This window comes from Silvibacterium sp. (genome assembly GCF_047605705.1).
Classification (GTDB): Bacteria; Acidobacteriota; Terriglobia; order Terriglobales; family Acidobacteriaceae; genus Silvibacterium.
Genome location: NZ_JASGFD010000002.1, coordinates 14379 through 38444 on the forward strand (window position 1 = coordinate 14379; position 24066 = coordinate 38444).

Annotated in this window: 18 protein-coding genes, 1 tRNA gene and 1 pseudogene; 9 read left to right on the forward strand and 11 right to left on the reverse strand. The window is 56.2% G+C overall.

Features of this window, described 5'->3' with window-relative positions; genetic code table 11:
* Positions 1 to 11: 11 nt before the first annotated feature.
* Positions 12 to 752, forward strand: a complete 741-nt coding sequence (locus QM649_RS00860) for a ZIP family metal transporter (RefSeq protein ID WP_415197105.1) — start codon at positions 12 to 14, stop codon at positions 750 to 752.
* Between the two features lie 53 nt (positions 753 to 805).
* On the opposite strand, the gene QM649_RS00865 is transcribed toward QM649_RS00860, so the two are convergent.
* The 6 genes from QM649_RS00865 to QM649_RS00890 form a co-directional block, all read right to left on the reverse strand.
* The gene (locus tag QM649_RS00865; protein ID WP_415197106.1) at positions 806 to 1570 is read right to left on the reverse strand and encodes an ArsR/SmtB family transcription factor; all 765 of its coding nucleotides are present in this window, start codon (positions 1568 to 1570) and stop codon (positions 806 to 808) included.
* 74 nt (positions 1571 to 1644) lie between these two features.
* Positions 1645 to 2322 carry a cation transporter gene (locus tag QM649_RS00870; RefSeq protein ID WP_415197107.1) on the reverse strand — a complete coding sequence of 226 codons (678 nt, stop codon included), beginning with the start codon at positions 2320 to 2322 and terminating at the stop codon, positions 1645 to 1647.
* 504 nt (positions 2323 to 2826) lie between these two features.
* A complete protein-coding gene (locus tag QM649_RS00875; protein WP_415197108.1) occupies positions 2827 to 3105 on the reverse strand; it encodes a metal/formaldehyde-sensitive transcriptional repressor in 279 nt (92 codons plus the stop codon).
* 40 nt (positions 3106 to 3145) lie between these two features.
* Positions 3146 to 3215: transfer RNA gene (locus tag QM649_RS00880), tRNA-Ser, on the reverse strand.
* A 13-nt stretch (positions 3216 to 3228) separates the two neighbouring features.
* Positions 3229 to 3945, reverse strand: a complete 717-nt coding sequence (locus QM649_RS00885) for a hypothetical protein (RefSeq protein WP_415197109.1) — start codon at positions 3943 to 3945, stop codon at positions 3229 to 3231.
* A complete protein-coding gene (locus tag QM649_RS00890) occupies positions 3942 to 4361 on the reverse strand; it encodes a hypothetical protein (protein ID WP_415197110.1) in 420 nt (139 codons plus the stop codon). The genes QM649_RS00885 and QM649_RS00890 overlap by 4 nt, the downstream gene beginning before the upstream one ends.
* A 66-nt stretch (positions 4362 to 4427) precedes the next feature.
* On the opposite strand from QM649_RS00890, the gene QM649_RS00895 reads away from it, so the two are divergent.
* From QM649_RS00895 to QM649_RS00910, 4 genes are read left to right on the forward strand one after another with little or no spacing between them, the layout of a single operon-like run.
* Positions 4428 to 4751 carry a hypothetical protein gene (locus QM649_RS00895; RefSeq protein ID WP_415197111.1) on the forward strand — a complete coding sequence of 108 codons (324 nt, stop codon included), beginning with the start codon at positions 4428 to 4430 and terminating at the stop codon, positions 4749 to 4751.
* 15 nt (positions 4752 to 4766) lie between these two features.
* A complete protein-coding gene (locus QM649_RS00900) occupies positions 4767 to 6125 on the forward strand; it encodes a CobW family GTP-binding protein (protein WP_415197112.1) in 1359 nt (452 codons plus the stop codon).
* Entirely contained in the window at positions 6113 to 7156 is a 1044-nt protein-coding gene (locus tag QM649_RS00905) for a WD40 repeat domain-containing protein (protein ID WP_415197113.1), read from the forward strand. The genes QM649_RS00900 and QM649_RS00905 overlap by 13 nt, the downstream gene beginning before the upstream one ends.
* A 40-nt stretch (positions 7157 to 7196) precedes the next feature.
* The gene (locus QM649_RS00910; protein ID WP_415197114.1) at positions 7197 to 7649 is read left to right on the forward strand and encodes a Fur family transcriptional regulator; all 453 of its coding nucleotides are present in this window, start codon (positions 7197 to 7199) and stop codon (positions 7647 to 7649) included.
* Here QM649_RS00910 and QM649_RS00915 read toward each other — a convergent pair.
* Both QM649_RS00915 and QM649_RS00920 read right to left on the reverse strand, forming a co-directional pair.
* Positions 7630 to 10146, reverse strand: coding sequence for a phosphocholine-specific phospholipase C (locus QM649_RS00915; RefSeq protein ID WP_415197115.1), 2517 nt, complete (start codon positions 10144 to 10146; stop codon positions 7630 to 7632). The two genes, QM649_RS00910 and QM649_RS00915, sit on opposite strands and share 20 nt — an antisense overlap.
* A 51-nt stretch (positions 10147 to 10197) precedes the next feature.
* On the reverse strand, positions 10198 to 10665 hold the full coding sequence (locus tag QM649_RS00920; RefSeq protein ID WP_415197116.1) for a DUF6176 family protein: 468 nt from the start codon (positions 10663 to 10665) through the stop codon (positions 10198 to 10200).
* 1077 nt (positions 10666 to 11742) lie between these two features.
* Between QM649_RS00920 and QM649_RS00925 the strand changes: the two are divergent.
* Positions 11743 to 12783: pseudogene (locus QM649_RS00925) on the forward strand (IS5 family transposase); the annotation flags it as partial.
* A 1176-nt stretch (positions 12784 to 13959) separates the two neighbouring features.
* Positions 13960 to 16953, forward strand: a complete 2994-nt coding sequence (locus QM649_RS00930; protein ID WP_415197117.1) for a glycoside hydrolase family 127 protein — start codon at positions 13960 to 13962, stop codon at positions 16951 to 16953.
* 104 nt (positions 16954 to 17057) lie between these two features.
* Here the strand turns inward: QM649_RS00930 and QM649_RS00935 are convergent, their stop codons facing one another.
* Genes QM649_RS00935 through QM649_RS00945 form a run of 3 tightly spaced genes read right to left on the reverse strand, consistent with a single transcriptional unit; the run spans position 17058 to position 21114 of the window.
* A complete protein-coding gene (locus QM649_RS00935) occupies positions 17058 to 18656 on the reverse strand; it encodes a ribulokinase (RefSeq protein WP_415197118.1) in 1599 nt (532 codons plus the stop codon).
* Complete coding sequence (locus QM649_RS00940) at positions 18656 to 19351, reverse strand: L-ribulose-5-phosphate 4-epimerase (RefSeq protein ID WP_415197119.1); 696 nt, start codon at positions 19349 to 19351, stop codon at positions 18656 to 18658. The genes QM649_RS00935 and QM649_RS00940 overlap by 1 nt, the downstream gene beginning before the upstream one ends.
* 8 nt (positions 19352 to 19359) lie before the next feature.
* Positions 19360 to 21114: an alpha-L-arabinofuranosidase C-terminal domain-containing protein gene (locus QM649_RS00945; RefSeq protein ID WP_415197120.1), complete on the reverse strand. Its 1755-nt coding sequence runs from the start codon at positions 21112 to 21114 to the stop codon at positions 19360 to 19362.
* Positions 21115 to 21373: 259 nt separating this feature from the next.
* On the opposite strand from QM649_RS00945, the gene QM649_RS00950 reads away from it, so the two are divergent.
* Positions 21374 to 22453, forward strand: a complete 1080-nt coding sequence (locus tag QM649_RS00950) for a LacI family DNA-binding transcriptional regulator (protein WP_415197121.1) — start codon at positions 21374 to 21376, stop codon at positions 22451 to 22453.
* 80 nt (positions 22454 to 22533) lie between these two features.
* The gene (gene araA, locus QM649_RS00955; RefSeq protein ID WP_415197215.1) at positions 22534 to 24018 is read left to right on the forward strand and encodes an L-arabinose isomerase; all 1485 of its coding nucleotides are present in this window, start codon (positions 22534 to 22536) and stop codon (positions 24016 to 24018) included.
* The last annotated feature ends 48 nt before the right edge of the window (positions 24019 to 24066 follow it).

Consider the following 24066-nt stretch of genomic DNA (forward strand, 5'->3'; position numbering starts at 1 on the left):
AAGGATCTCGTTTGTTGCCTATTCCCGGTCTGCTGCTGATCATCCCGGTGGCCTCGACGCTGGTCGGAGGCCTTATCGCTGTTCGGTTCCGGCGGTTTACGAACATGCTCGTGGCCGGCGGCGCAGGACTCTTGCTGGGCGCGGCTTTTCTCGACCTCTTGCCTGAGGCGATCACACTCGCCGCCCCTGCGGGCATCTCGCCTGCATCCGTGCTGACGATGACACTCGTTTCACTACTTCTGTTCTTTGGGATTGAGAACTGCCTGGACGCACTCAGCGCAAAGCATGGAACCGACGGCGCTCGGAAGACGGTCGGAAAGATCGCCGGATCAATGCTAATCTTTCACAGCTTTCGCGACGGGATGGCCATCGGCGCGTCCTACGTGGCCTCGCATCCAGCCGGCTACGCGGTGGCGCTTGGTATCGCCGCGCACGATCTTGGCGACGGAATGAATACTGTTTTGTTGACGACCGGAGGCGACAAGCCGACGAAAAGTGACTACCTCTTCCTTGGCCTGGACGCGATCGCACCACTTGTTGGCGGCATTGCGGCCATGTGGTGGTTCTCCTCGCTGAAGAATTCCGTTCTGCTTCTGGCCCTGGCAGCTGGCTTCTTCATTCAGATGGCTGCAAGTGATTTCCTGCCGGAGGTTCGCCACTGCAAGGGATCGCGAAGAGTGCTTCTTCCTCTTGTGCTGCTCGGCGCCGCAATCATCTATGGTGCGAATCTGTTGATTGGTCGCTGGCAATGAAAACGGCGGGAACCAGATGGGTTCCCGCCGTTCTCATATACCGCGTTAGTTGATTAGCTTGCGAGCTCAACCGCGCCGTGGTTGTCGCAGTGGTCGCCATCGGGATGGTGAAGATGTCCCTCGACCAGATAGTCGACGTGGTCGCCGTGGGGAACCGCCTCGTGTCCGCAGTTCTCGCCATGCTTGTGCTGAGCGTCGTGTCCATTGCACTCGTGGCCGTTGGTGCAGTTCGCGGGATTGGCAGCGTTCACGTCGAGCTGATGCTCGTCGACATGGCCCTCGTGTAGCGAATGCAGGTGTCCGTCGTGCAGGTAATCGACGTGGTCGTTGTGAACGATCGCGGTATGCCCGCAATCCTTGCCGTGCTGGTGATCATGGTTCTCGTGGACTTCATGCTGTTTCGACATGGATCGGTTTCCTCTAAAGAGCGCCAGGAAGCGCGAGTTTTGTATTGCGGGAACAAACATCGGCTGTTCGGACGCGTGGGCCAGACCATTGAAGACAAGATCGAGCACATGTTGATCAGCCAGGTAATAAAGAATGTGTTTTCCATCGCGGCGACGTCCGACGATGTTGTCGGCGCGAAGGACGCGAAGACGTTGTGAGATGACGGTGATCGACTCACCTTCGAGTTCAGCCAGCTCCGTCACACAGGCTTCGCCCTGCGCTAATCGTGCGAGCAAGCGGATACGCGCAGGCTCTCCCAGAGCTCGGAAGATCCGGGCCGTACGCTCGATCGCCGGCTCGGTGACCGGAATCTCGAGTCGCTGCGAAGGATGGCCTTCATGGGAACAAGCGGGCTTTTTCTCGATCTTCACAAAATGAATATAACAACACTTGCACAATCGTGCAAGTGTTTACTTGAAGTGGAATGAACCCATACTAGGGCGAGCTAAGTGGTTGGTAACTCTCGATGATGATGGTGGTGCTGGTGCGAATGGTGAGCGCAGCAGGCCTCGCCTTTCAGAGAAAGAGTTCCTGCCCTGAGAAGAAATGGAACAAGGACAAGAGCCGCCGCGCTATCCATCCACGCAATCCCGAAGGCCGCGTGAACGATCAGGCCCACGAGAACGATCGCGGCCTGGTACATACAGAAGTCAGTCTGTCTGGCATCCGTCATCATTGCATCGCTATTCAACGCGCGGCCCACATTTCGTTTCGCCCGTGCGAGCAATGGCATGAAGGTCACGGCCGCCGCCGTCACTCCGATTCCGGCCCACGTCGTTTCGGCGCTTCTGCGGCCGACAAGATGGATAATCGCTTCGATAAAAACATAGGCTGCCAGGGCCAAGAGGCAAGCCCCGGCGATACGCAAGCTGACCTGCTCTGCGCGGTGCCGGCGATCCGGGTCCATCTCGTGCGACATGCGCCACATGAGCGCCGCACCGGAGACGACTTCGATGAGCGAGTCAAAGCCGAAACCGGCAAGCGAGAGACTACCCGAACGCTGCGCCGTAACGAGAGCAATCGTTGCTTCGCAGATCGCCCAGATAATCGTGATGACTTCAAGATAGTGCCCACGGCGGGCGATAGCTTCGCGGTCAGTGTAAGAAGGGAGAGATGTAGCCATAGAGCTTCCTTTGCGCCCAAAAAGTTTGGGCAAACGTCTCTGGGGATGGAGCGCTCGCACAGCCACGAGCGGAGAACCCTGTGATGAGGGCCAGAGCTAACTTAGTGGAAGCAGACAGTCTCGGGGGGAGGCCGAATAAAGTAAAGACAGATGGAGATCAGAGAGATAAGTCCGGGCTCCAGGATTGGTGCGATCATGAAGCGCAATGACCGGAAGACCAGAACGAAAGTGCTTACGACCGCAACCATCGCCGCTCCAACCAGGCAGAGACTGCAATGGCTTTCGTTCGACCGTTCGCCGAGCGGATGGATGTGGCTAACAGCCACGACCGTCGCGCACAGGACGCACACAAGCAGGATCGATATAAGAATCGAGCTCATCCATCCGCGGTGCTGCGTGAGTCGTTGCATTATGCCCGATTGTCGGTCCCTTTCCTTTCGACGTCAAATACGCCCAAAAGGATCGGTTCGAATTGAGCTAATTGAGTTTTGAGGATTCCCGGTGTTAACTGAAATACCGTCTCACGACAGCCACAAGCTCCTCCGCAGCCTCCGCCTGGCCTGGTTCTACCTTTCCCGGAGGAGGTAACAGGTGATACCGAACGTGGCCTTCGATCAGGCCAGCCATAAGACCGTTCAGTGCACCGCGGCACGACGCGACCAGTTGCAAAATATCTTCGCTGTTCCGGTCTCCCTGGAGAGCGCGTTCGATTGCTTCGACCTGTCCTTTTATCCGCCGAATCCTGCCCAGTCGTTTCTTCAAATCCTTCGTGGTATGAGACAAACTGTAACCTCAGTAGACAATGTTTCTGCGACGGGATGAGCGGCGCGGGCCGGACTCGAACCGGCGCATAAGGGCTTCTGGCCCCTCCCTTACCTCTTGGGTACCGCGCCATCGATGAAACACTCAGACGCGTCTGCCCTGTAAGTGTTCACTCGCCGCCATAGGCGGAACACTCCGTCCCCTTCCACTCCAAAGGCGAAGCCCTATAACTGCTGCGAACAGGATCAGACCCAAGGGAAGCGCAAAGCGGTTGAGATCGACTCCTGCGAACTCGCCGGCAGCGAGTGTGAAGGAGACAACAACAACCAGAACTCCTAACGCACGCGAGGACTGGAGCGAGCGAGTATGGCCGGTCCTGGCGAGTTGTTGCGTTCTGGCAGCGAGCAAGCCATCCGTACCATCGACCAGCATCATCCCGATCGAGAAGACCAGGCCGAGTATCCACGGATTCAGTTCACCGGCGAGAAGGATTGCCGATAACTGGCTAGCCGTCTCAAACCCCATTCCAAAGAGAACTCCAAGCAATAACGGACTCGCCCTGAAGATCTTCGGTGGCTTCGGATGTTTGTGTGGTCTCGGACGCAAGAGCCGCCACAGATTGGCGACTCCCAGCAGAAGCAGGATCCATGGAGTATAGGGCTCAACGTATCCGGCAAGGAGTTTGCCAAACCCTACTGCGAGTACGGTCACGATGATTCCGTGGCCCATCGCGAAGAGCACACCATTCCAGCGCGACGGATGAAACCGTGACAGCCCGTCGATGACCGAGAGATGGTCTGGATCGACGCCATGCCTCATGCCGAGAGCGGCGACGACACTTATGAGAGCGGAGCCGTTCATCGATGTCCTTCAAATACCAGTTGTCCTTCAAATGAAAGGGGAGATTGTTCCCGGTAAGGCATGAGCGAAAACTCGCTTAGCTCTTTCGGCAGGGGAAGAAGTTCATCAGCATCTTTCGACTGCTCCGCCCAATCAGCCAGCATCGTGTAGTGCCGTTGTGTGCTTAGTCGCGCGAGCCACTGCGTTCCTTCCGAGCTCGTAATCATCACGACATTCGGCACATCGCAGGGGCCAAGGCATCCGCAGATCGTTAGATGGACCCGCTTGAGGAGCCCTCGAACCTTCCACTCCTGCTTGAGCCATTGCACAGGAACGGCTGGGTGTCCCTTCTCAATCTTCCCGCAACAACATCCATCGCAGATACTCACTTGTCCAAGCATCAGCCGCTTGGGTGTGATCCTTGCCGTCTCGCTCATATACTCCCCTATACTTTGCGTTACTGATATTGTATTCTCGTTATACATTACAGGAGTCGGCCTGCTGTGAACCTCTTTGCGAAGAAAAATCCGGAAAAGATGCAACAAACCCAAGTCATCAAACGGCGAGTCATTGAGCTGCTCGAATTGAACGATGATGCGACAGTCATGGTCACGGAGCTGAACTGTCAGGACGAGGATTGCCCCGAGGTAGAAACCGTGATTGCTCTCTTTCGTCCAGGCGTCGCCGAGATCAAGTCCACGCTGCACTCTTCGATTGAAGAGATTTCGGAAGAAGATATCCAGAACCTCTGCCAGAGTGTGCGAGCCAAGGTACTCGCTCAGACCACTCCAACCAACCTGGAAGAAGTGAATGACCTACCCCTCTAAAAGGAGATTCAACCGATGGCAACCGCAGTGATCCATGAAGATAAACGTGTTCCTGTTACCGTTTTGACCGGATTTCTTGGTTCAGGCAAGACGACGCTCCTAAATCGCATTCTGACCGAGCAGCACGGCAAGCGCATTGCCGTGATCGAGAACGAGTTCGGCGAAGTAGGTGTCGATCAGGAGCTGGTCATCGGCGCCGAGGAAGAGATCTTCGAGATGAACAACGGCTGCATATGCTGCACCGTCCGCGGTGATCTGATCCGCATCCTCGGCAATCTGATGAAGCGTCGAGAGAAGTTCGACTACATTCTCGTTGAGACCACGGGCATGGCCGATCCCGGACCAGTGGCGCAGACCTTCTTTGTTGACGACGAGATGCAAGCTCGTCTTAAGCTCGATGGAATTGTCACGCTAGTAGACGCCAAGCACGTATGGCAGCACATTGATGATTCAGATGAGGTCAAGGAACAGATCGCATTCGCGGATGTGATCCTGCTGAACAAGACGGATCTTGTCTCGTCTGAAGAGTTGGAAAAGCTCGAGCGGCGCATCCACTCCATGAATGCCGCGGCAAAGATCTACCGCACGAAGGACGCTGTCATCGACATGGACTCCGTTCTCAATGTGGGCGGCTTTAATCTCGACCGTGCGATGGAGGTCGATCCTCAGTTCATGGAACCGGAGTACCCCTTTGAATGGGGAGGTGCATACTCCCTGAAACCGGGTAGGTATACACTTCAGCTCCATCCTGGCCCTGATCCGACAATGACTGCGGTCCTGTTGCCGTCGCCGAACGGGCATCTGGGAACTTTTGAACCTGTGCTCATGCAGGCTGTTCTCGAGTTCTCGGCTCCCACTACGCCGAAGAACCCAGGAGATTCTCTCCTGATCAACCAAGCGGCAGAGCTCTCTCTCGAAAGTGAACCGCTTTCCTTCACCATCAATATCCCTAAGGATGGTGACTATGCGCTCTTTACCGAGCATCATCCGGAAGAGTTTCAGGCAAAACTGGTGGATGGCAGTGGAGCAGAACTGACACCCTATGTCGAAAAGGCGTTCAAACCGGATCACGAACATGACGAAGAGGTCTCGTCTGTTGGCATCGATGTCGTCGGCGATCTCGACAAGCGAAAGTTCAATATGTGGCTGAGCATGCTGCTGCAGACACAAGGCACCGACATCTTTCGCATGAAGGGTGTGATCAGTCTGAAAGGTGAAGCAAGCAGGTTTGTGTTTCAGGGAGTTCACATGCTCTTCGACGGAAGACCCGATCGCCCGTGGGGCAATCATCCACGCAGAAACCAGCTGATCTTTATCGGCCGCAACCTCGATCGCGCAGCCCTCAATGAAGGATTTACATCATGCCTGGCGTAGCGGAGCTGACGGTCGAGGGCACTCTGCCTAAGCTATGGGCAGCCGAGTTGGACGAGGCTGCGGTCTCGGTCTCCGGGGCTTCCAGTAAGCGGTGGCTGGCTGCCGCCTCTGCCAGTGGGGCGGTATATCTCTATTCCACCGACACTGGAACTCAATTGAGGAGGTGGCCGGCGCACCACCTTGGGGCAATTGCCGTCTCCTGGAACCCGAAGCGCGATCTGCTCGCGAGCGCGGGTCAGGACGGTAAGGTCTGTTTGTGGACGCCGGATAGTGATGCGCCCGTTGCCAGTCTCGACTGCGGGAGCGGATGGGCCGAACACATCGCCTGGTCGCCCTCGGGTAGGTATCTGGCCACTGCGTGCGGGCGTACTCTGCGGCTTTGGTCCGAAGCCGGAGAGTTGCTGCAGAGCTTTGACGAGCAACCGAACACCATCGCTGGCATCGACTGGCGCTACGATTCGCAAGAGCTGGTCTCTGCCTGTTACGGTCAGGTGGTCTTTTGGAGACCATCCGAGAACTCTCCGAAACGGACCTTTGAATGGAAGGGATCGATGCTCTGCCTTGCCTGGAGTCCGGATGGCCGATACCTCTGCCATGGCAATCAGGACTCCACGGTGCATTTCTGGATCGTCGCAACCGGCAAAGAGCTTCAGATGTCGGGATACCCGATGAAGGTCGCGCAGATTTGCTGGGAGCGGCGATCCAAATATCTGGCCACCGCAGGGAGTCCTCACATCACGGTGTGGGACTGCTCGGGCAAGGGGCCAGCTGGGCGCAAACCTCAGACACTTGTCCATCACCGGATGCCGATCATCGCGATGCGCTATCAGCAGGACGGGCCGCTTCTCGCCTCTGGATGCGCGGAGGGGAGGATAGCCATATGGCGTCCCAGTAAGAGGGACATTCCTGACATGACGGCTCTGGTCGGATCTCCTATCACCGATGTTGCCTGGGGAGTGGGTGGGGGGCTTCTTGCCGTCGGCACGGAAGACGGGAGAGTTATTACCTTCGACTGCGGCCTGCCTTCCTAAACCCTCCGCGATTCTTGAGAACCTTTACCGGTAGAGCGACATGGGAACCAATGTCCATTCCCGGCAGACAAGGCAACGAAATGCGATCCGAGAAGCCTTTCTTCACGAGAAGAGGACTCTCTCCGCAGAAGCGGTTCTGGAACTGACCCAGCGCTCTCTTGCGTCGATCAGCCTCGCTACTGTCTACCGAAATATTCATTGCTTCCTCGAAGAACACTGGCTCCAGCGAATTGATATCCCGGGCAGAGCTGCTCCCCTCTACGAGATTGCCGGGAAGAAACATCATCATCACTTTCAGTGTGGGACATGTGGAGCAGTCTTTGATCTAGACGGATGTTGCCTGAAGTCAGAGCCTCAACTGCCTCCAGGTTTCACTTATTCCGGCCATGAGTACTTCATTTATGGCATATGTCCAGAATGTCTCTCCGAAGGTCCACAACAAAAAGCCATAATGGACATCCGACGTCCTGCCCCTAGACCGCTCCTCCCATAACAGGATCAGTGAAACTTGGACGTCCTGTCTCAACCCTACCGGCCAAGTGGATTGCGGTCGCCGACGATGCAGGTTTGATGGTCACGTCATACCAACCGTGGCTCTTGTGAAGATGCAGGACGACAGAACTCTCCGCACCCGGCGCAATCGTTCGACTCACCACGCCTGCGCCATAGGAGTTGTCAACTATCGATACAGAAGAAGGAACTCCGTCGAGGTTATGAAGGTGAAGAATGATATTTCCGGTCAGCCCCGGACCTTTCTTTTCATACTCGGTCCGGAGGTTCACCCCTTTCGAGGGGGCGCCGGCGAACGAGCGATAGAAACCGTTTGGCGCGTGGATCTCGATCGAATACTTGGAATCTGCGAAGAGAGACAAAGGATACTGCTGACGAAGCGTGTCGCCTGCTTTTACTGCGAAGGTCGCCGCCTGGAAGCCTTTATCCGAGGCGTTCTTCAGGTTGCGCAGATAAACATTAAAGGGAGCTCCCGCGGAGCTTAATCCATGCACGTTGTTTCCTGCTGTCAGTTGCAGCTCGAAGGTTCTTCCATCCGAGCTGAGTTGTCCCTCCGCACACAACTCATATGGAAGAGCATTTGCCGGGCAGATGCCTGGTTCCTGGTGAGAAGTAAACGAGGAGCGCTGAAGGTTGTGATTGATGTCCTCGACGTGCGCCGCTTCCAGTTTCCGATAGTTCGACGGAAGCTCCTTGTAGCGGGCCTTCTGGATGCTCACCACGAATTTATCGCGATTAAGGAAATCGAGCTCCGGTTCCTTCTTGTCGTAAGGTCGAAAGACGGACGTCAGATTACCGGAGACGGCACGCCTCCATGCGCTGATGTTTTCTTCCTTCACCGTCTTGCCGTAGCTCCTCTGAACAAAATCCTCCAGGAACATCAGCGTGGACGTGTGATCGAAGAGCTGGGAGTTGACCCAGCCACCCCGGCTCCATGGCGAGGCAATGACCATCGGAACGCGGAAGCCCATGCCGATGGGGCCTGAACGGGCCTCTCTTTCTGGGACGCCCTGATCCACTTCATCCTGCGCATAGGTGTATTCGATAGCAGTATCAATGCCCTGCGACGCGCCACCTGTTTCCGGGCGCTTTGGATCGGCAGCGACATAGGATGGAGCGTGATCGAAGTATCCGTCGTTCTCGTCATAAGTCAGGATGAAGATTGTCTTCTTCCATACATCCGGGTTTTTAGTCAGGATGTCCATGACTTCGGAGACATACCACGCGCCATACCATGGAGACGTCGGATGATCTGAGAACTTCTCGGGTGAGCTCAGCCAGGAGATCGCCGGAAGCTTCCCGTCATTCACGTCCTTGCGGAACTGATAGAAGATATCCCCCTTCGGTACCGACATCGTCTGAGATTTATCTCCGTCCGTGAAGGACAGCTCATCCAGCGAGTGATAGTCGGGATGAGCTGCATTCGTTACAAATGCGGCATGATGCAACGCGCGTTGTTGCTCCGTAAGCTGGTTATATCGTTCTTCGCCGCTGCCTGGGAGTTGCGCCTCAAGCTCAGTAATGCGGCTCTTGTTGTGTTCGATCCGTGCGCGAAGCCGGCTGACAGCTTTCGGATCGTTCTCTTTCACGACCTGATCTTCAAGCTTGGTGTTTTGCTCGGTGAGTGAGGCGACCTGAGCCTTGATGGCGAGAGGAAAGCCTGAGTAGGCTTCGATGTTATAGGCTGCGAAGCACTCCAGCAGATTGGTCCCGAAGTTTCCAAGCCACGCGTCCTGCTCGCCTGTCAGGCCTGAGAATGTCAGTTCGTTCTGGTAGAACTTCCAGCTGATTCCGGCCTCTTGCAGGCGCTCCGGATAAGTCTTCCACGGCATCTTCAGGCGAAACAGCTCATCATTGCGCATGTAGACCTTCGAGTCTGCGCTTTGTCTGTCGCGGACCGTTCCTGTCCAGAAGGCGCTTCGATTCGGCGTCGTGCTGGTCATCACGGAACAGTAGTTCTGATCGCAGACGGTAAACGCATCGGCCAGGGCGTAATAGAACGGAAGGTCCTCGCGCGTGTAGTGGCCCATCGTGATGGGCAGAGCGAAATACTCGTGGTTGCCGGAACGTTTCGCTTCGAGCCAGCCATCGTTCCTTCCCTCATTCCACGCATCCACCTGACTGTTCCTGGAGTGAGGGATGGATCCCATCCACGTGATCCTGGTGTCTTTGATGTCCAGGCGCCAGGGAGCATAAGACGCGCCGGAGGCATCGGTCTGAACGAAGACCGAATTTCCGTTGGGAAGGCGCATGGCACGGGGATCGTTGAAGCCTCGGACCCCGCGGAGTGTTCCCAGTGCATGATCAAACGAGCGATTTTCCTGCATCAGGATCACGATGTGCTCAGCATCGAGATAGGTGGATCCCGGCTCCGGTGCGATTGCGTACGCCCGTTGAATGGACTCGGGCACGAGACCCGATACACCGGCCGCTCCCGAGAGCATCGCCGCAAGCTTGAGAAAATCCCGCCTTGTCTGCATCCTTACTTCCTCGGCACCAGTTTAGTGACACAAGTTGAAAATCAAACGAACTCAATGATGCTGGATCGTTTGGACCACAAACGGCGGAACCAGCGAATACTCCGTCGACAAAGTTGTTCGCGAGCCCTTTTTTAGCGTTTCCTGCATGAATTGCTCATATTGCTTATCGATGGGCAGAGGCGAGTCATTCGCATGTCCGCCACCTTGCCCCTGAACGGCCAGCCAGTAGATAACATTTGGCTGGTGCTCCCGATCACGGAAGATCGCTTCGAAGTACATCTTTTCGCGCTCGAGCGTGGTGACTGTCTCCGCGTGGTGAGCATGCTCGAACTGGACCCAATCTTCGAAGCGGTCTAGCTTGTCCTGGTTTAATTCGAAGCGGTAGAGCGTGACCGTGAATGGTGACTCTGTCTTTGTGGCAACCGAGGATGAAGCATCGGCGCCGCAGTATTGTCTGGCCTGCATCACGCCCAGCGTGATCAGGGAGCCAAGGAGCAAGCCGCCAACAAACAAAAACACTTTTCTCACAATAGTGGTAATGGTAATCCATTCCTGTTTACAGGATTGTGGTTGCGTTGAAGGAGGCCACCATCGTTCGAATTGTCAGCAACTCGTCGGCAAGCGTGGTCCACTCGGAGAGAAGCGTACCTTGACGGCAGATGTTCTCGCGCTGAACCCATCTTTCATACCTCTCAATCCAGCGGACCGCCTGCGCTCGAGAAGATAGATATTCGCGACCATGGGTCCGGCTGCGAGATCATCTGGCGTCCACACATCCGTCTTAAGGTGGACCAATCGCGGCCGGAACTCGTATCGACCGATATGAATACCGCGTATTCCGCCGTAATAAAGCCCAAAACCCCAGAGGCAGACTCGGCGATGATTGCCAAGCTGGAGATTGTATTGACTGCATCCGGTAATATCCGCCGGAGGCCGTCTCCGCTCAAAACCGTATTTCAGAAGAAGATTTCCATCTTCCCTTCGTATGTCTGCTCCCCAGAGGGAGCACTGCTAATGGAGCAGACGCTGCCCACGCAGTAAGCCCGGGGCAAATGTGCCCAGGACCCGAGCATAAGAACAAGAAAGAACCGCAAATAGTTTGGCCTCTTCATCAATGCATCTCCGGTTGTGCTTGGTCCCCCTAACGAGAAGGAGCGAAACAGACAAGGAGATCGTCCCCGTGAGCGGACGTATCACATTACAGAGAAAGGCGAAATTCCCAAGAGCCTGAGAGGACTCAAGATAAGAAATTCCATATTTCCCCAAGCGGGGGCTCTTATGGGAGCCGTAAAGCGGCAGTGAACTTACACGCGGAAACCAGCACAGAGCACACGGCCTCTCTATCTAGGAGCAAGACGGGAGTAGCATGTATATGTCTCTCAGAGCAACAGCGACGCGAATATCCTGACGCGCGCATGCAAGAGAAGAACCGTATCTGCGCCGTATACACAAGAGCACAGATGCCTGCTGACTCTTTAGAGAAAGGTCCCGGATGCAATTCGACTTGCGGTTATATCTCGAAAGAAATGAGGTATCTGCCTCTAGGAGCTTGTTGAAATACTCGTCCAGGCGCCGGCCTATTTCGTCATATGTTTTATGCGTGGAGACGAGCGGGAGCAGGCTGAGCTGTTTAGTGTGGTGACGTTGGAGCAGCGCGTTCCGTCGGATCATCCGTTGCGTGAGATTCGCCGGCTGACGGACGTTGTCCTGAAGAGCCTGGACACGTCGTTCGATGCGCTCTATGCGTCTTCGGGCCGTCCGTCGATTGCGCCGGAGTATGTGTTGCGGGCGCTGCTGTTGCAGGCGTTTTACTCGGTGCGCTCGGAGCGGCAGCTGGTCGAGCAGTTGGACTACAACCTGCTGTTCCGCTGGTTCGTCGGCCTGGGCATGGACGACGCGGTGTGGAACCACGCGGTGTTTTCGAAGAACCGCGACCGGCTGCTGACCTCCGAGGTGGCGCAGCGCCTCTTCGCCGAGGTCAACCGTCTGGCGCGGCGCTTCATGAGCGACGAGCACTTCACCGTCGACGGCACGCTGATCCAGGCCTGGGCGTCGCAGAAGAGCTTCCGTCGCAAGGACGGCTCCGATGATGGTGACGGCTCGAACTTCCACGGTGAGAAGCGCTCGAACGAGACGCACCGCTCGAGCACCGATCCGGATGCGCGGCTATACAAGAAGAGCTACGGCAAGGAGTCGAAGCTGGCCTATCTGGGCCACGTGCTGGTGGAGAACCGCAACGGCCTGATCGCCTCTGCGATGGCTACCACTGCCGATGGCTATGCAGAGCGTGATGCCGCCCTGATGATGCTCGACGAGCGGCAGAAGGGCAACTCGCGGCGCATCACCGTCGGTGCCGACAAGGCTTACGATACACAGGACTTCGTCGTCGCGGCCCGCGCGATCGGCGTCACGCCGCACGTGCAGAAGCATGAGAACGGCCGCCGCTCCAGTATCGACGCACGGATCACGCGTCACCCCGGCTATGCCATCTCGCTGAGCAAACGTTGGCTGGTGGAGAAGCCCTTCGGATGGCCGAAACAGACCGCCTCGCTGGCCCAGGTCAAGCTCCGAGGTCTGCCCAACGTCGACTGGCTGTTCGTCTTCGGCTGTGCCGCCCACAACCTGCTCCGACTGCCTCCGACTGCCCAGGCTGATCGCAAACGAACTCCAGCAAAGCCCTCAGCGGAAGTGCACCTGAAAACAGGTTGCCGCCGCCAACGCCAGCGCAACAACCACCATCTCGCCACCCAACCAGACCAGAAAACAACGCAAACCCACGCTCGAAGCACGCAAGTTCGCCAGCCAGCGCGGAAATCAGCCGTAGTTCAACAAGCTCCTAGAGGAGAGCTAGAGGGCCGGAGGAGCCGGATCTGCTGAGAGGTTGATCCAGGGAGATGAAGAAGAGAAGGATTACTACAACGCAAACCGCAACAATCTGCGCACAGGACATGCACAGGGTGCACGGCCCTTCATGTATATCTTGACTGGTATGGAAGTAGGAAGCCGTCACAATGCTCATGCTCAGAAGCGCTAGCAGCAGCATCAGGCACACGATTATGTGCCTAGGCGTGATCCGCTTTGAGCAGTCGAACAAACATGATGGTAGTTCAGCTTCCGAGGTCTAACCGACTCATGTAAGAACGGTTATTGACATGAGGTCGACAAAAAATAACCCAAAGCGCTCAAATATGCGCAAGAAGGAGGAAAAATTAGTCCGATAATGAGAGTGAACTTGCATTAGCGTAGATCAAAGATGCGAGTCCGCAGCATCTTTATAGGCTTGGCGAAAACTAATTGGCTTGCCATAACCATTAATTTCACAGCAGATGGGGCTGGTGAGCAGGGGTGTATGGAATCCATGGTCGGGACGTATTCTTCGTGCCGCACCGCCTGTGCCAGCCACCTGCTACGATCTCACGACGAAATTGGAGCTGCGCGCGGAGGTGGGTTATGGCCTTGACCTGATTGAGGACTGAAATCCCACTTGTACAAAAAATGACGGGGCCGATTAGCGCCCTCCCGCCGGAGTCGATCAAATCCAATTGCAGACGCGGCACACAGAATTGTAGAGCCTCCAGGTGCGTACCCGGCGAAGAAAAGCCGAGCGCCTAAGAAATGCCTCCAACAGAGTAAAGCATGGTGATTCTCGTCCCGTCGATCCGGAGGACCACGTTCGGCTTAGGTGTAAGTTGACCTCGCTCAGTCGATACGAGTACGCTAATTGCGTGGCGAATCGGATGCCTACGAAAACGTTTTCCCGCCAAGTTGGGCGCGAACTCCAATATTTACAGGCGACACCATACGCGAGGATTCATGCTAGGGAAAAAACACAAGACGGGCCACAGTGCCCAGGCTGAGTCGGATTTCGTTCCGATCGTGAACCGGCGCGATTTCTTGACGCTTGCGGCCGGGGGAGCTGCATCCCTCGCGAGTTCACCATGGATGCAAGCCGAAGGACTGTTCTCCTCGAGCACACCCGGCGGCAACATTAACCTCGCCCGCGTAGCCGTACCTTCGAGCCCAGTCGCTACGAGCGAGAACAAGATTTCGGCGCTCAACGACGACATTGACCCAGAAAACTCCGCAGATCGGAGCAACGGCAGTTACGCAATTCATCCGACACCTTCCGGCGAAGGCATGACGAGCTGGGTGCAATACTCCTGGAGCACTCCAGTCCCTATCGACCGAGTAGAGATTTATTGGGCAGTTGACCCTCCGCGCCACAATGTTGCTCCCGGTAGCGCCTCTGCCAATGGGATTGGCCTTCCAACCTCCTATCGCATTTTGTATTGGAACGGACAAGACTTCGTTCCTGTAGAGAATGCGCAAGGTCTGGGCAGAAAGGCGGACGGGTTCAACGTGACCTCATTTGCGCCAATCAAGACTGACAAGTTGCGCTTAGACGTTCAATCTGAGAATCATCTCCGTGTCGGTATTCTCGAATGGCGCGTCTTCAGCTCTGGAGAGCTTCCCGCCATCGCGCCACTCGTTCACGCCGGGATAGACAGGTCGGTTGTGACCGGCGGCAAGACCTACTTATCCGCAAATGTAGCTTGGCTGCACGAGGATCCCAGTAACGTAATCCGATGGACTAAGCTGAGCGGTCCCGGCAAAATACGTTTTGCGAATACGTCCTCACCTGTGACGACGGCGACGGTATCGGAGCCGGGCGACTATTTGCTCGGCCTGACGGCCCGCGCAAATGGACGCAGCGCGAACTCAACGCTTCATGTCCACGCAGAACCTGCGCCTCCAACGCAACGACTCGATGTCGTCTATACACGGTCGTATTCTGTAAATAGTCCGTTTTGGAGCGCCCGCTCGAAGGCACTCATCGTGAATTGGATTCCTCACTGCATCGCCTACTGTGAGCGCACCGATATACCCGCTGGCAAGGGTGACGGAGGAATCGACAACTTCATCGAGGCTGGCAAAGCGAACCGTGGGGAGGCCCATGGAAAGCACCGGGGGTATGTCTTTTCAAACGCCTGGGTACATCAGACGGTGGAATCGATGTGCATCGCGCTCATGGTCGATGCAAACGGGGACCCGGAAATCCTTGCAGCCCAAACTCACATGCGAAATACACTTGAGCGATGGATTCCGATCATCCTCGCTGCACAGATGGAGGATGGATATCTCCAGACGGCGTATATCCTTGCCGACCGCTCAGACTGGCCGACACGCTGGTCACCCGAGCACCGTGGAAATCACGAGGGATACGTTGCCGGCTACTTCATCGAATCCGCGATCAATCATTACACACTGACAGACGGTAAGGATCTTAGACTCTATAACGCGGCCAAGAAGCTGGCCGACTGCTGGGTGGCGCATATCGGTCCTGGCAAGCAAGAATGGTTCGATGGGCACCAGGAGATGGAACAAGCTCTGGTGCGCTTCGGAAGGTTTGTGAACGATCAAGAGGGCAATCGTCGTGGCGACGCATACATCGCGCTAGCCAAGTTCCTGTTGGACTCCCGCAGGGGAGGATCGGAATACGATCAGAGCCATCTCCCCCCGGGACAGCAATATGAGGCTGTCGGCCATGCTGTTCGCGCCACCTACTTCTATTCGGGCATGGCGGACATCGCAGCGGAGACACACGATCCTGACTATCAAAGCGCCGTACTGTCGCTGTGGGACAACATGGTCAACCGCAAGTATTACGTGACAGGCGGGATCGGTAGCGGGGAGACATCGGAAGGCTTCGGGCCAAATTACTCTCTTCGCAACAACGCTTATTGTGAGTCTTGCTCGAGCTGCGGCCTAATCTTTTTCCAATACAAACTCAACCTCGCCTATCACGACGCCAAGTTCGCTGATCTCTATGAGGAGACGATGTATAATGCGCTCCTCGGCGGCGTAGCACTCGATGGGGGTAGTTACACCTACACGAACCCGCTTGTGAACACCCAACGCGCGCTTTGGCACGTTTGTCCGTGCTGTGTCGCGAACATCTCCCGAACGCTTCTCATGATTCCGACCTGGACGTACGTGAAGAGCCCCAAAGGCGTTTATGTCAACATGTTCGTCGGAAGTCGGATTAACGTCGGACAGGTCGCGGGCACAGAATTAGAGATGGTACAGGCTACGGATTATCCGTGGAAGGGCTCAATAGCCATCACGGTCAATCCCAAGGAGAGTAAAACCTTCTCTGTCTTCGTGCGGATCCCGAAGCGTAAGACGAGCAGCCTGTACAACGAATCTCCAGCTATCTCTGGTATGTCATCCTTCTCAGTCAATGGAAAGAGAGTCACGCCACAGATCGAGAAGGGCTATGCCATCGTTACTCGCGAATGGAAGGCTGGTGATCGTATCGAGCTGGAACTTCCCATGATTCCTCAGCGGGTGACGGCGGACTCACGTATTCAGGCAGATCTGGGGGACGTCGCTCTAAGATATGGTCCACTGGTCTACAACGTTGAAACGGCCGACCAGCCGCATATTGATCAACCCTTGGGCGAGGCGCCCCTCGAAGCCGAATGGAGGCCTGATGTTCTCGGTGGCATCATGGCAATCAAGGGCGAATGGAAGGATGGTTCAACAATGGTCGCCATTCCGAATTACGCCCGCATGAACCGAGGAGGCGCTCCCCCTCCGTATCCCACGCCGGATGGTGGTGTCGTTGATTACGCACCCGGAGCTACCACGAACAAAGGCGCGAAGACCGGTAGTGGTTCACTTACGACCGCGACACCACCCACACCGGCCATCGTTGCGAGCAACGCTGGCGCGGGGAATACGACGCCGACGGCGGCGAAAACGTACGGACGAAAGCACCGGGTAGATTCCAAGGTTTGGATCTAATCCGGCATGGGCGAATCACACGCCTATTCAGCCGAAAGAGAGAGCCCCAGACATAGCGAGTCGGGGGCTTCTTGCCAGAGATCAGACGTGACGGCCGAAAGACTCTATTCCAGCAATAAAGGAACTCGTCGTGTCGAACTTGCGATGAATCGAAGCTCGGGCAGGACTTTACCCAGCGGAATAGCAGGAGCTGAACTCGATCCGAAGCTGAAGTAGACTTCGCGAAACAACGGATAGAGAGCTTCGTAGACAGCGACCGCTTCAGGTCGCGGAGTGTAGGTCCTGAAATTAAGACAAAGTCTCTCCTGCGCCGCTCGTATAGAGGGAAACACCCCTGCAGCTACGAAAGCGATGATCGCTGAACCGAGGCTTGTGGGGACTCCATCTGGGACCAGGACCGGCCGGTTGAATACGTCAGCATAGACTTGGTTCAACACGGGATTGTTCTGCGGGATGCCTCCCGCATTGATGACGCGGTTTACTAGCACTCCATGCTCGCCCATTCGTTCGAGGATAATCCGCGTGTGAAAGGCAGTTCCTTCGATCGCCGCGAACAGTTCATCCTGAGCGGTATGGAGGAGATTCCAACCCAGCGTGATGCCTCCCAGCTCGGGGTTGACTAAGACGGTTCGATCGCCGTTATCCCAACTGAGCCGAAGGAGGCCCGTCTGGCCAGGACAGTAGGTTTCCAGACCCCGTGCAAGCGTCTTGACGTTGGTCCCAGCGCGTCGCGCGATTGCCTCGAAGATGTCGCCAACTGCGGACAATCCGGCCTCCACTCCAACCAGCTCGGGATCTACACTTCTCGGCACCACACCGCAGACGCCGGGGATCAGCCCCACGTCCTCTGCCATGGCTATGATGCAAGTGGAGGTGCCGACGACATTGACCACGTCGCCCGGACGGCATCCCGCACCGAGGGCATCCCAGTGCGCATCGAAGGCGCCCACCGGTATCGGGATGCCAGGCGCTAGACCTAGTTCCTTTGCCCAGTACGCGTCCAGCTGTCCGTAAATCTTGTTTGAAGTGAGATACTCGCCGCCGATCTTCTCGCGCACTCCCTTCAGCAAAGGGTCCAACGCAATGAAGAACTGTTCCGGAGGCAGACCTCCCCATTTCGGATTCCACATCCATTTATGGCCCATGGCACAAATGCTGCGCTTTACCTGCGAGGCCTCATGCACGCCTGTCAGTGTCGCTGCCACCATGTCACAGTGCTCAAGAGCTGTGCCGAATCGGGCTCTCTTCTCGGCAGAAGCGTGCCGCAGCCAGTGAAGCAGCTTTGCCCAGCCCCATTCATGGGAGTACGTCCCGCCGCACCACTCGATGGCCTCGAGATCAGTCTTATGAGCCAGTTCGGTGATCTCTCTTGCTTCACGATGGGCTCGATGGTCGCACCACAAGTAATATTCATCGAGCGGCTCGAGCGAATCGTCGACCACAATCACGCTCGATCCGGTCGTATCAAGTGCCAGCGCCAGCACCTCGGCCCCGCTGACTCCCGTGACCTCCAACACGGCACGTGTCGCTTTACTTAACGCCGCCATCTGATCCGAATGCGATTGGGTCGCGTAGTCCGGGTCTTCCCGTTTCCGATGAAGCGGATATTCCGCAACACTGGTTCCTAGTCTGCCGCGCTCGGAATCCACCAGACTGCCCCTGACACTCAGGGTTCCGAAATCCGCTCCTGCAACGATCGCCATTATGAATTCTCGCTCTGTCCGTAAGTTGCGTTTGCTCCGTGTTTGCGAAAGTAGTGCCGGTCCAGAAGTGCCTGCGAAACCCCAGCAGTGGGATTCAGTTGCATGGTCATCAGGGCCATCTTCGCGACCGCTTCCAGAACAACTGCGTTGTGAGCCGCTTCATGCGGATCACGTCCCCATGCGAAAGGAGCATGGCCCGCGACCAGGACGGCAGGAACCGCCAATGGATCGAGTGACTCAAATTCCTCGATGATTGCCTTACCGGTATTCAGCACATAGTCGCCATTGATCTCTTCATCGCTGAGCTCACGTGTGCATGGCACTGGTCCATGAAAGTAGTCGGCGTGTGTCGTTCCGAAAGATGGGATTTCCAACCCTGCCTGAGCCCATGCTGTGGCGTGTTCGGAATGGGTATGGACAACGGCTCCGATTGAAGGAAATGCCTCGTATAGCGCAAGATGTGTCTTTAGATCACTCGAGGGCCTAAGGCTTCCCTCCACTATCGCCCCATTCATGTCCGTTACGACCATCTGATCAGGCGTGAGTTCGTCGTAGTCGACTCCACTTGGTTTGATCACGACAAGGCCAGAATCACGCTCGATGCCGCTGGCATTTCCAAAGGTGTAGAGCACCAGACCTCGACGCACGATCTCAAGATTCGCTTCGAGTGTGGCTTCTTTGAGTTTTTCAAGCATTTGATCCCCTACTTCAGCGGAATGTCGATCACTTCGATGGTGTTCGCCGCAACGTTATGCTTCCATGAAGTCGAAGCAATGGTTTCTTTGCTAGTTTGAGGCTCAATGGTATTCGGCTGATCGATCGTGTTTGTGGCGAAGCGCGAATCCGCGTGGAGACGGTAAATAGTCGGCGCCCCCTGGCTCGCGCCTACCAGATCGATCGTGAGCGGCTGCTCGCGATCACTTGCGTTGACCAGCTTAAGGTGCAGCATCTTCTGACCCGTGGACACGGTCGCGGACCAAAAGAAGCGCGAATTCAGACCGCTGCCTTCGGTCTTTGCGAGATGGTCACCGATATGCTGGCCGAAGAGTACCTGAGCCCAGTAGCTCGGAGAGCCGTATGCCTTGTCGGCGGTGTAGCCGATCAAGTCAGTCGTCCACTGCATGCCGCCAGGATTGACATTGGTGAGCAGGGGGGCATAGCTCGCAAGCTCGATGAGATCGCTGTTACGCTCCATGCTCGTCATCCAGGCTGCATCACCGAGCGCCGCCCCAAAGTCCGGCGTCGGTGAGCCTGTTCGGGTCGCCCATTCTCCAATGAAGATTTTTGGCCCTTTGCGATCCATGGTGTCGTACTTCTTGTCCATGGCAAAGAACTCTTCTGGCGTCTGATAGTAGTGATCATCGATGAGATCCGGATTGCCCTTCTTGATAGGCATTGTCGCAATCAAGCTGTATCTGCGGCCGTACTTGCCTCGGATTGCGTTCGCGATCTGGTCGAACCGGTCGTCGTACGTTTTTGCCTTATCGAACCAGTCTTCGTTTCCGATCTCGATATAGTGCAGAGGGAACGGCTCAGGATGGCCATCCCGAGCGCGCAGCGCACCCCACTTCGTCGATTTGTCCCCGGTCACGTACTCGACCTCGTCGAGGTCTTCCTGAATAAAGGGTTCGAGATCCTTCCCGACGACATGTTCTCCGTGCAGCGAATACCCGGCGAACACCGCCAGAACCGGTTCAACCTTAAGGTCTTCGCACCACTCGAGAAACTCCAGCAATCCCATTCCATCGTTTGACTGATAATTCCAGGGGCTGCGATGCGTCGGCCGGTCCACGAGGGGCCCTATCGTCTCCTTCCAATTGAACCGATCCTTGACGGTGTCCCCTTCGAGGTAATTGCCTCCTGGCAAGCGCAGGAAATGCGGATGCATGGCAGCCATCATCTTCATGAGATCAGGTCTATTCCCATTCGGCCGATCCTGGAACGTGGGCGGGAACAAGGAAACAAGCTGCAGTTCTACCGATCCAGCGTGATCGAAGGTCAACTCAAGATGATTTGCTGCGCCGACGCCAACGTCCGGGCCAGTCTTGAGCGTAAAAGCGAATCTCTTCCAATCACTATCCGAAGTCCGAATAGTCGTCTCGGCCAAGGTTGCACCGGTCCTGTTCGCAACCAGCCTCAAACGGGCGGCGTGCACTCCCGACGGCTTGGCATAGAAGGAACCCTGATAGACGGTCGATGGCTGTAAAGCCATTCCCCAGTAGCCGTCATTGGCGATCCCGGCCTGATCTTTATCGCTTGCGCCTTTTACCTCAAGCAAAAGGCTGTTCGGCAATGCCGCGCTCGGTCCCTCTGTGCCGGCCTTCATCTCGACTTTGCTCTCGCCCTGTTCCACTACCAGCCAATGCTGCTGCCCCTTCCAAGCATTCCGAAAGGTGCGGTTGCGCACCATCTCGGCATAGAGTCCACCGTCGTAGGAGTAGTTGATCTCCTCGGTCATCAGTCCGTAGAGGTTGGGGCTGACGACATGGACCGACTGTGTAGCGTCGACATGCAAGGTCGGCGTTACTACCTGTGCGAGCAGGCATGGAGTCACAAGAGAAAACACGGCCAGAATTAGTTGGGAGCGCATATAGGTCCTCAGAAGTTTCACTTCGGGTATACGTTTTCTGGGCAATGGTAGTCAAGAGGACTTACTTCTACACGGAACGAACTTGGCAGATTCGGTTCCTTCCACGTACAAAAGCTATGGAGGGATCTTGCCCAGAAAGCGTAAGGCTGCGTCAAAAGAGAAACGGCCCGATATCCGGGAGGTAGCAACAGCGGCCGGGGTGTCCCTGGCTACGGTTTCGCGCGTCCTGAACAACGTATCCACTGTCGACGAGAAGCTTCGTAAACGTGTTCTGGCGGTGACTGAGAAGCTTCGGTATGTTCCGAATCGTCAGGCCAGTTCGCTGGTATCCGGGCGTAGTCGTCTCTTCGGCGTGATTATTTCCGATATCACCAATCCGTTCTTCCCGGAACTGATTCAGGGTTTCGAGGCGCGCGCCGTAGAAATCGGGTACGAAGCTCTCATCGGATCCACAAACTACGATCCGAAGAGCATGGAACTGTGCGTCGAGCGCATGCTTTCAAGAAATGTAGATGGGGTGGCGGTGATGACTTTCGGCATTGAGACGCCCCTTCTTGAGCGGTTTGCCGCCCAACGCATACCTATGGTTTTCATCGACGAGGCTCCGGCGAGACAGCTCACCGCTGCGATCAAGGTGGACTACGATCACGGAATCCAGCAGGCGATTCAACATTTAGCGGTACTTGGCCACCGCCGCATCGGCTTCATTTCAGGCCCGAAAGACCTCCGTTCCGCACAGTCCCGCCTGGAAGCGTTCAAGAAGTCAATGGGTGCGCTGGGCATCAAACTCTCCGCGGAGATGGTCGTTGAGGGAAACTACACTATCGAGAGCGGTCAGATCGGTTTCCAGGCATTTCAGCGGCTTACGACGCCTCCCAGCGCGATCATATGCTCGAACGACATGACTGCCATCGGAGTAATGCACGCCGCGTTCGACGCCGAACTGAGCATTCCGAGGGATCTCTCGGTCATCGGGTTCGATGACATCAGCCTTTCACGCCATCTGCTGCCGCCCCTGACGACCGTGCGCATGTCTTGCAACGAGATAGGGTCGCGCGCAGTCGATTCGCTGCATGCGCTGGTCGAGGATCGGTCGCGCGCAGCGATCAATTCCGCCCTCCTCACTTCCCTGGTAGTGCGGCAGAGGACGGATATACGGCAGGGGGCCCTGGCGGACCTGCCGGGGAAAAAAGCCAAGCGAATCTAGCGGCTGTTTGTCCGATGGGGATATAGTGAGTGTGCAACGAGAAAACGATTTCTCGATCACTAGGAGTTACTTTCCCGCCTATGTCCAATCTCAAGTCTTTGGAAATTTGGTTTGTCACAGGGAGCCAGCACCTCTACGGCGAAGACGCTCTCCGTAAGGTCTCCGCGAACGCCCAGGTCATCGGCCAATACTTCGCGGGGCAGCCCGCCATTCCTGTCCGACTGGTGACGAAACCGATCGTGACCAGATCCGAGGAGATACAGTCGGTTTGCGAGGCTGCCAATCAATCGACTGCATGCATCGGCCTGATCTTCTGGATGCACACGTTTTCTCCTGCGAAGATGTGGATCAAAGGTTTGCGTCTTCTCAACAAGCCTTTCCTTCACCTGCACACACAGTTCAATGAACCATTGCCCTGGTCGACGATCGATATGGACTTCATGAATCTCAACCAGTCCGCCCACGGCGATCGTGAATTCGGATTCATCACAGCGCGACTGGATCTTCCCAGAAAGGTGGTCGTCGGCTACTGGAAGGACATCGAGACGATCGATCAGATCGGCGCCTGGACACGCGCCGCGGTGGGTCTCTACGAGTCGCGCCACCTGAAGGTCGCACGTTTCGGCGACAACATGAGAGAGGTTGCGGTCACTGAAGGGGACAAGGTAGAGGCAGAGAAGGTCTTTGGCTACTCCGTCTCGGGATATGGAATCGGCGATCTGACCGACCGTATGATCGCATTCAGCGAGACCGATGTGAGCCAACTCGTGGAGGAGTATCGCGATCGCTATACGATCGTCGGAGCCCATGATCGTCCCGAATCCCTTGCGGCCGCGGCCCGTATCGAATTGGGTCTGAGAGCCTTCCTGACCGATGGCGGCTTCGGAGCATTCACCGACACCTTTGAAGATCTACACGGGATGAGACAGCTCCCCGGTATCGCCGTGCAGCGGCTCATGGGAGACGGCTTTGGCTTCGCCGGGGAAGGCGACTGGAAGACGGCTGCGCTTGTGCGGATCATGAAGACGATGGCCACCGGACTCGTTGGCGGCACCTCTTTCATGGAGGACTACACCTACGATTTCAGCGGCACGCCGAAGATCCTCGGGTCTCACATGCTGGAGATCTGTCCCTCCATTGCTGAAGCGAAGCCAGCACTTGAGGTTCATCCACTAGGGATTGGAGGGAAGGAGGATCCCGTGCGCCTCGTGTTCACGGCTCCTCAGGGAGAAGCCATCGTCTCCAGCGTCATCGACATGGGAAACCGATTCCGCCTCATTGTCAATGAGGTGGATGTGATTCCTCCGGAGCAGGAGTTGCCCAGACTGCCAGTAGCAAGAGCAGTCTGGCTACCTCGTCCCAATCTCAAGGTCGCGGCGGCCGCCTGGATTTATGCAGGCGGAGCCCACCACACCGGCTTCAGCCAGGCGCTCAGAACCGAGCACATGGCCGATCTGGCGGAGATGCTAGGCATCGAGCTCGTCCGCATCGATAAGACCACTGATATTCCGCGCTTCCGGCAGGAGCTTCGCTGGAGCAGTGTTGCCTATTCTCTCGGACGGTAGAAGGCACCAGAAACTTATTGAAGCGGAGGTGACCGAATCATGATGCTT

Coding starts and splice junctions, on each gene's coding strand:
- QM649_RS00870 (WP_415197107.1), bottom strand. CDS start 2,322: ATGGCTACATCTCTCCCTTCTTACACTGACCGCGAAGCTATCGCCCGC.
- QM649_RS00885 (WP_415197109.1), bottom strand. CDS start 3,945: ATGAACGGCTCCGCTCTCATAAGTGTCGTCGCCGCTCTCGGCATGAGG.
- QM649_RS00890 (WP_415197110.1), bottom strand. CDS start 4,361: ATGAGCGAGACGGCAAGGATCACACCCAAGCGGCTGATGCTTGGACAA.
- QM649_RS00900 (WP_415197112.1), top strand. CDS start 4,767: ATGGCAACCGCAGTGATCCATGAAGATAAACGTGTTCCTGTTACCGTT.
- QM649_RS00905 (WP_415197113.1), top strand. CDS start 6,113: ATGCCTGGCGTAGCGGAGCTGACGGTCGAGGGCACTCTGCCTAAGCTA.
- QM649_RS00910 (WP_415197114.1), top strand. CDS start 7,197: ATGGGAACCAATGTCCATTCCCGGCAGACAAGGCAACGAAATGCGATC.
- QM649_RS00915 (WP_415197115.1), bottom strand. CDS start 10,146: ATGCAGACAAGGCGGGATTTTCTCAAGCTTGCGGCGATGCTCTCGGGA.
- QM649_RS00930 (WP_415197117.1), top strand. CDS start 13,960: ATGCTAGGGAAAAAACACAAGACGGGCCACAGTGCCCAGGCTGAGTCG.
- QM649_RS00935 (WP_415197118.1), bottom strand. CDS start 18,656: ATGGCGATCGTTGCAGGAGCGGATTTCGGAACCCTGAGTGTCAGGGGC.
- QM649_RS00940 (WP_415197119.1), bottom strand. CDS start 19,351: ATGCTTGAAAAACTCAAAGAAGCCACACTCGAAGCGAATCTTGAGATC.
- QM649_RS00945 (WP_415197120.1), bottom strand. CDS start 21,114: ATGACCGAGGAGATCAACTACTCCTACGACGGTGGACTCTATGCCGAG.
- araA (WP_415197215.1), top strand. CDS start 22,534: ATGTCCAATCTCAAGTCTTTGGAAATTTGGTTTGTCACAGGGAGCCAG.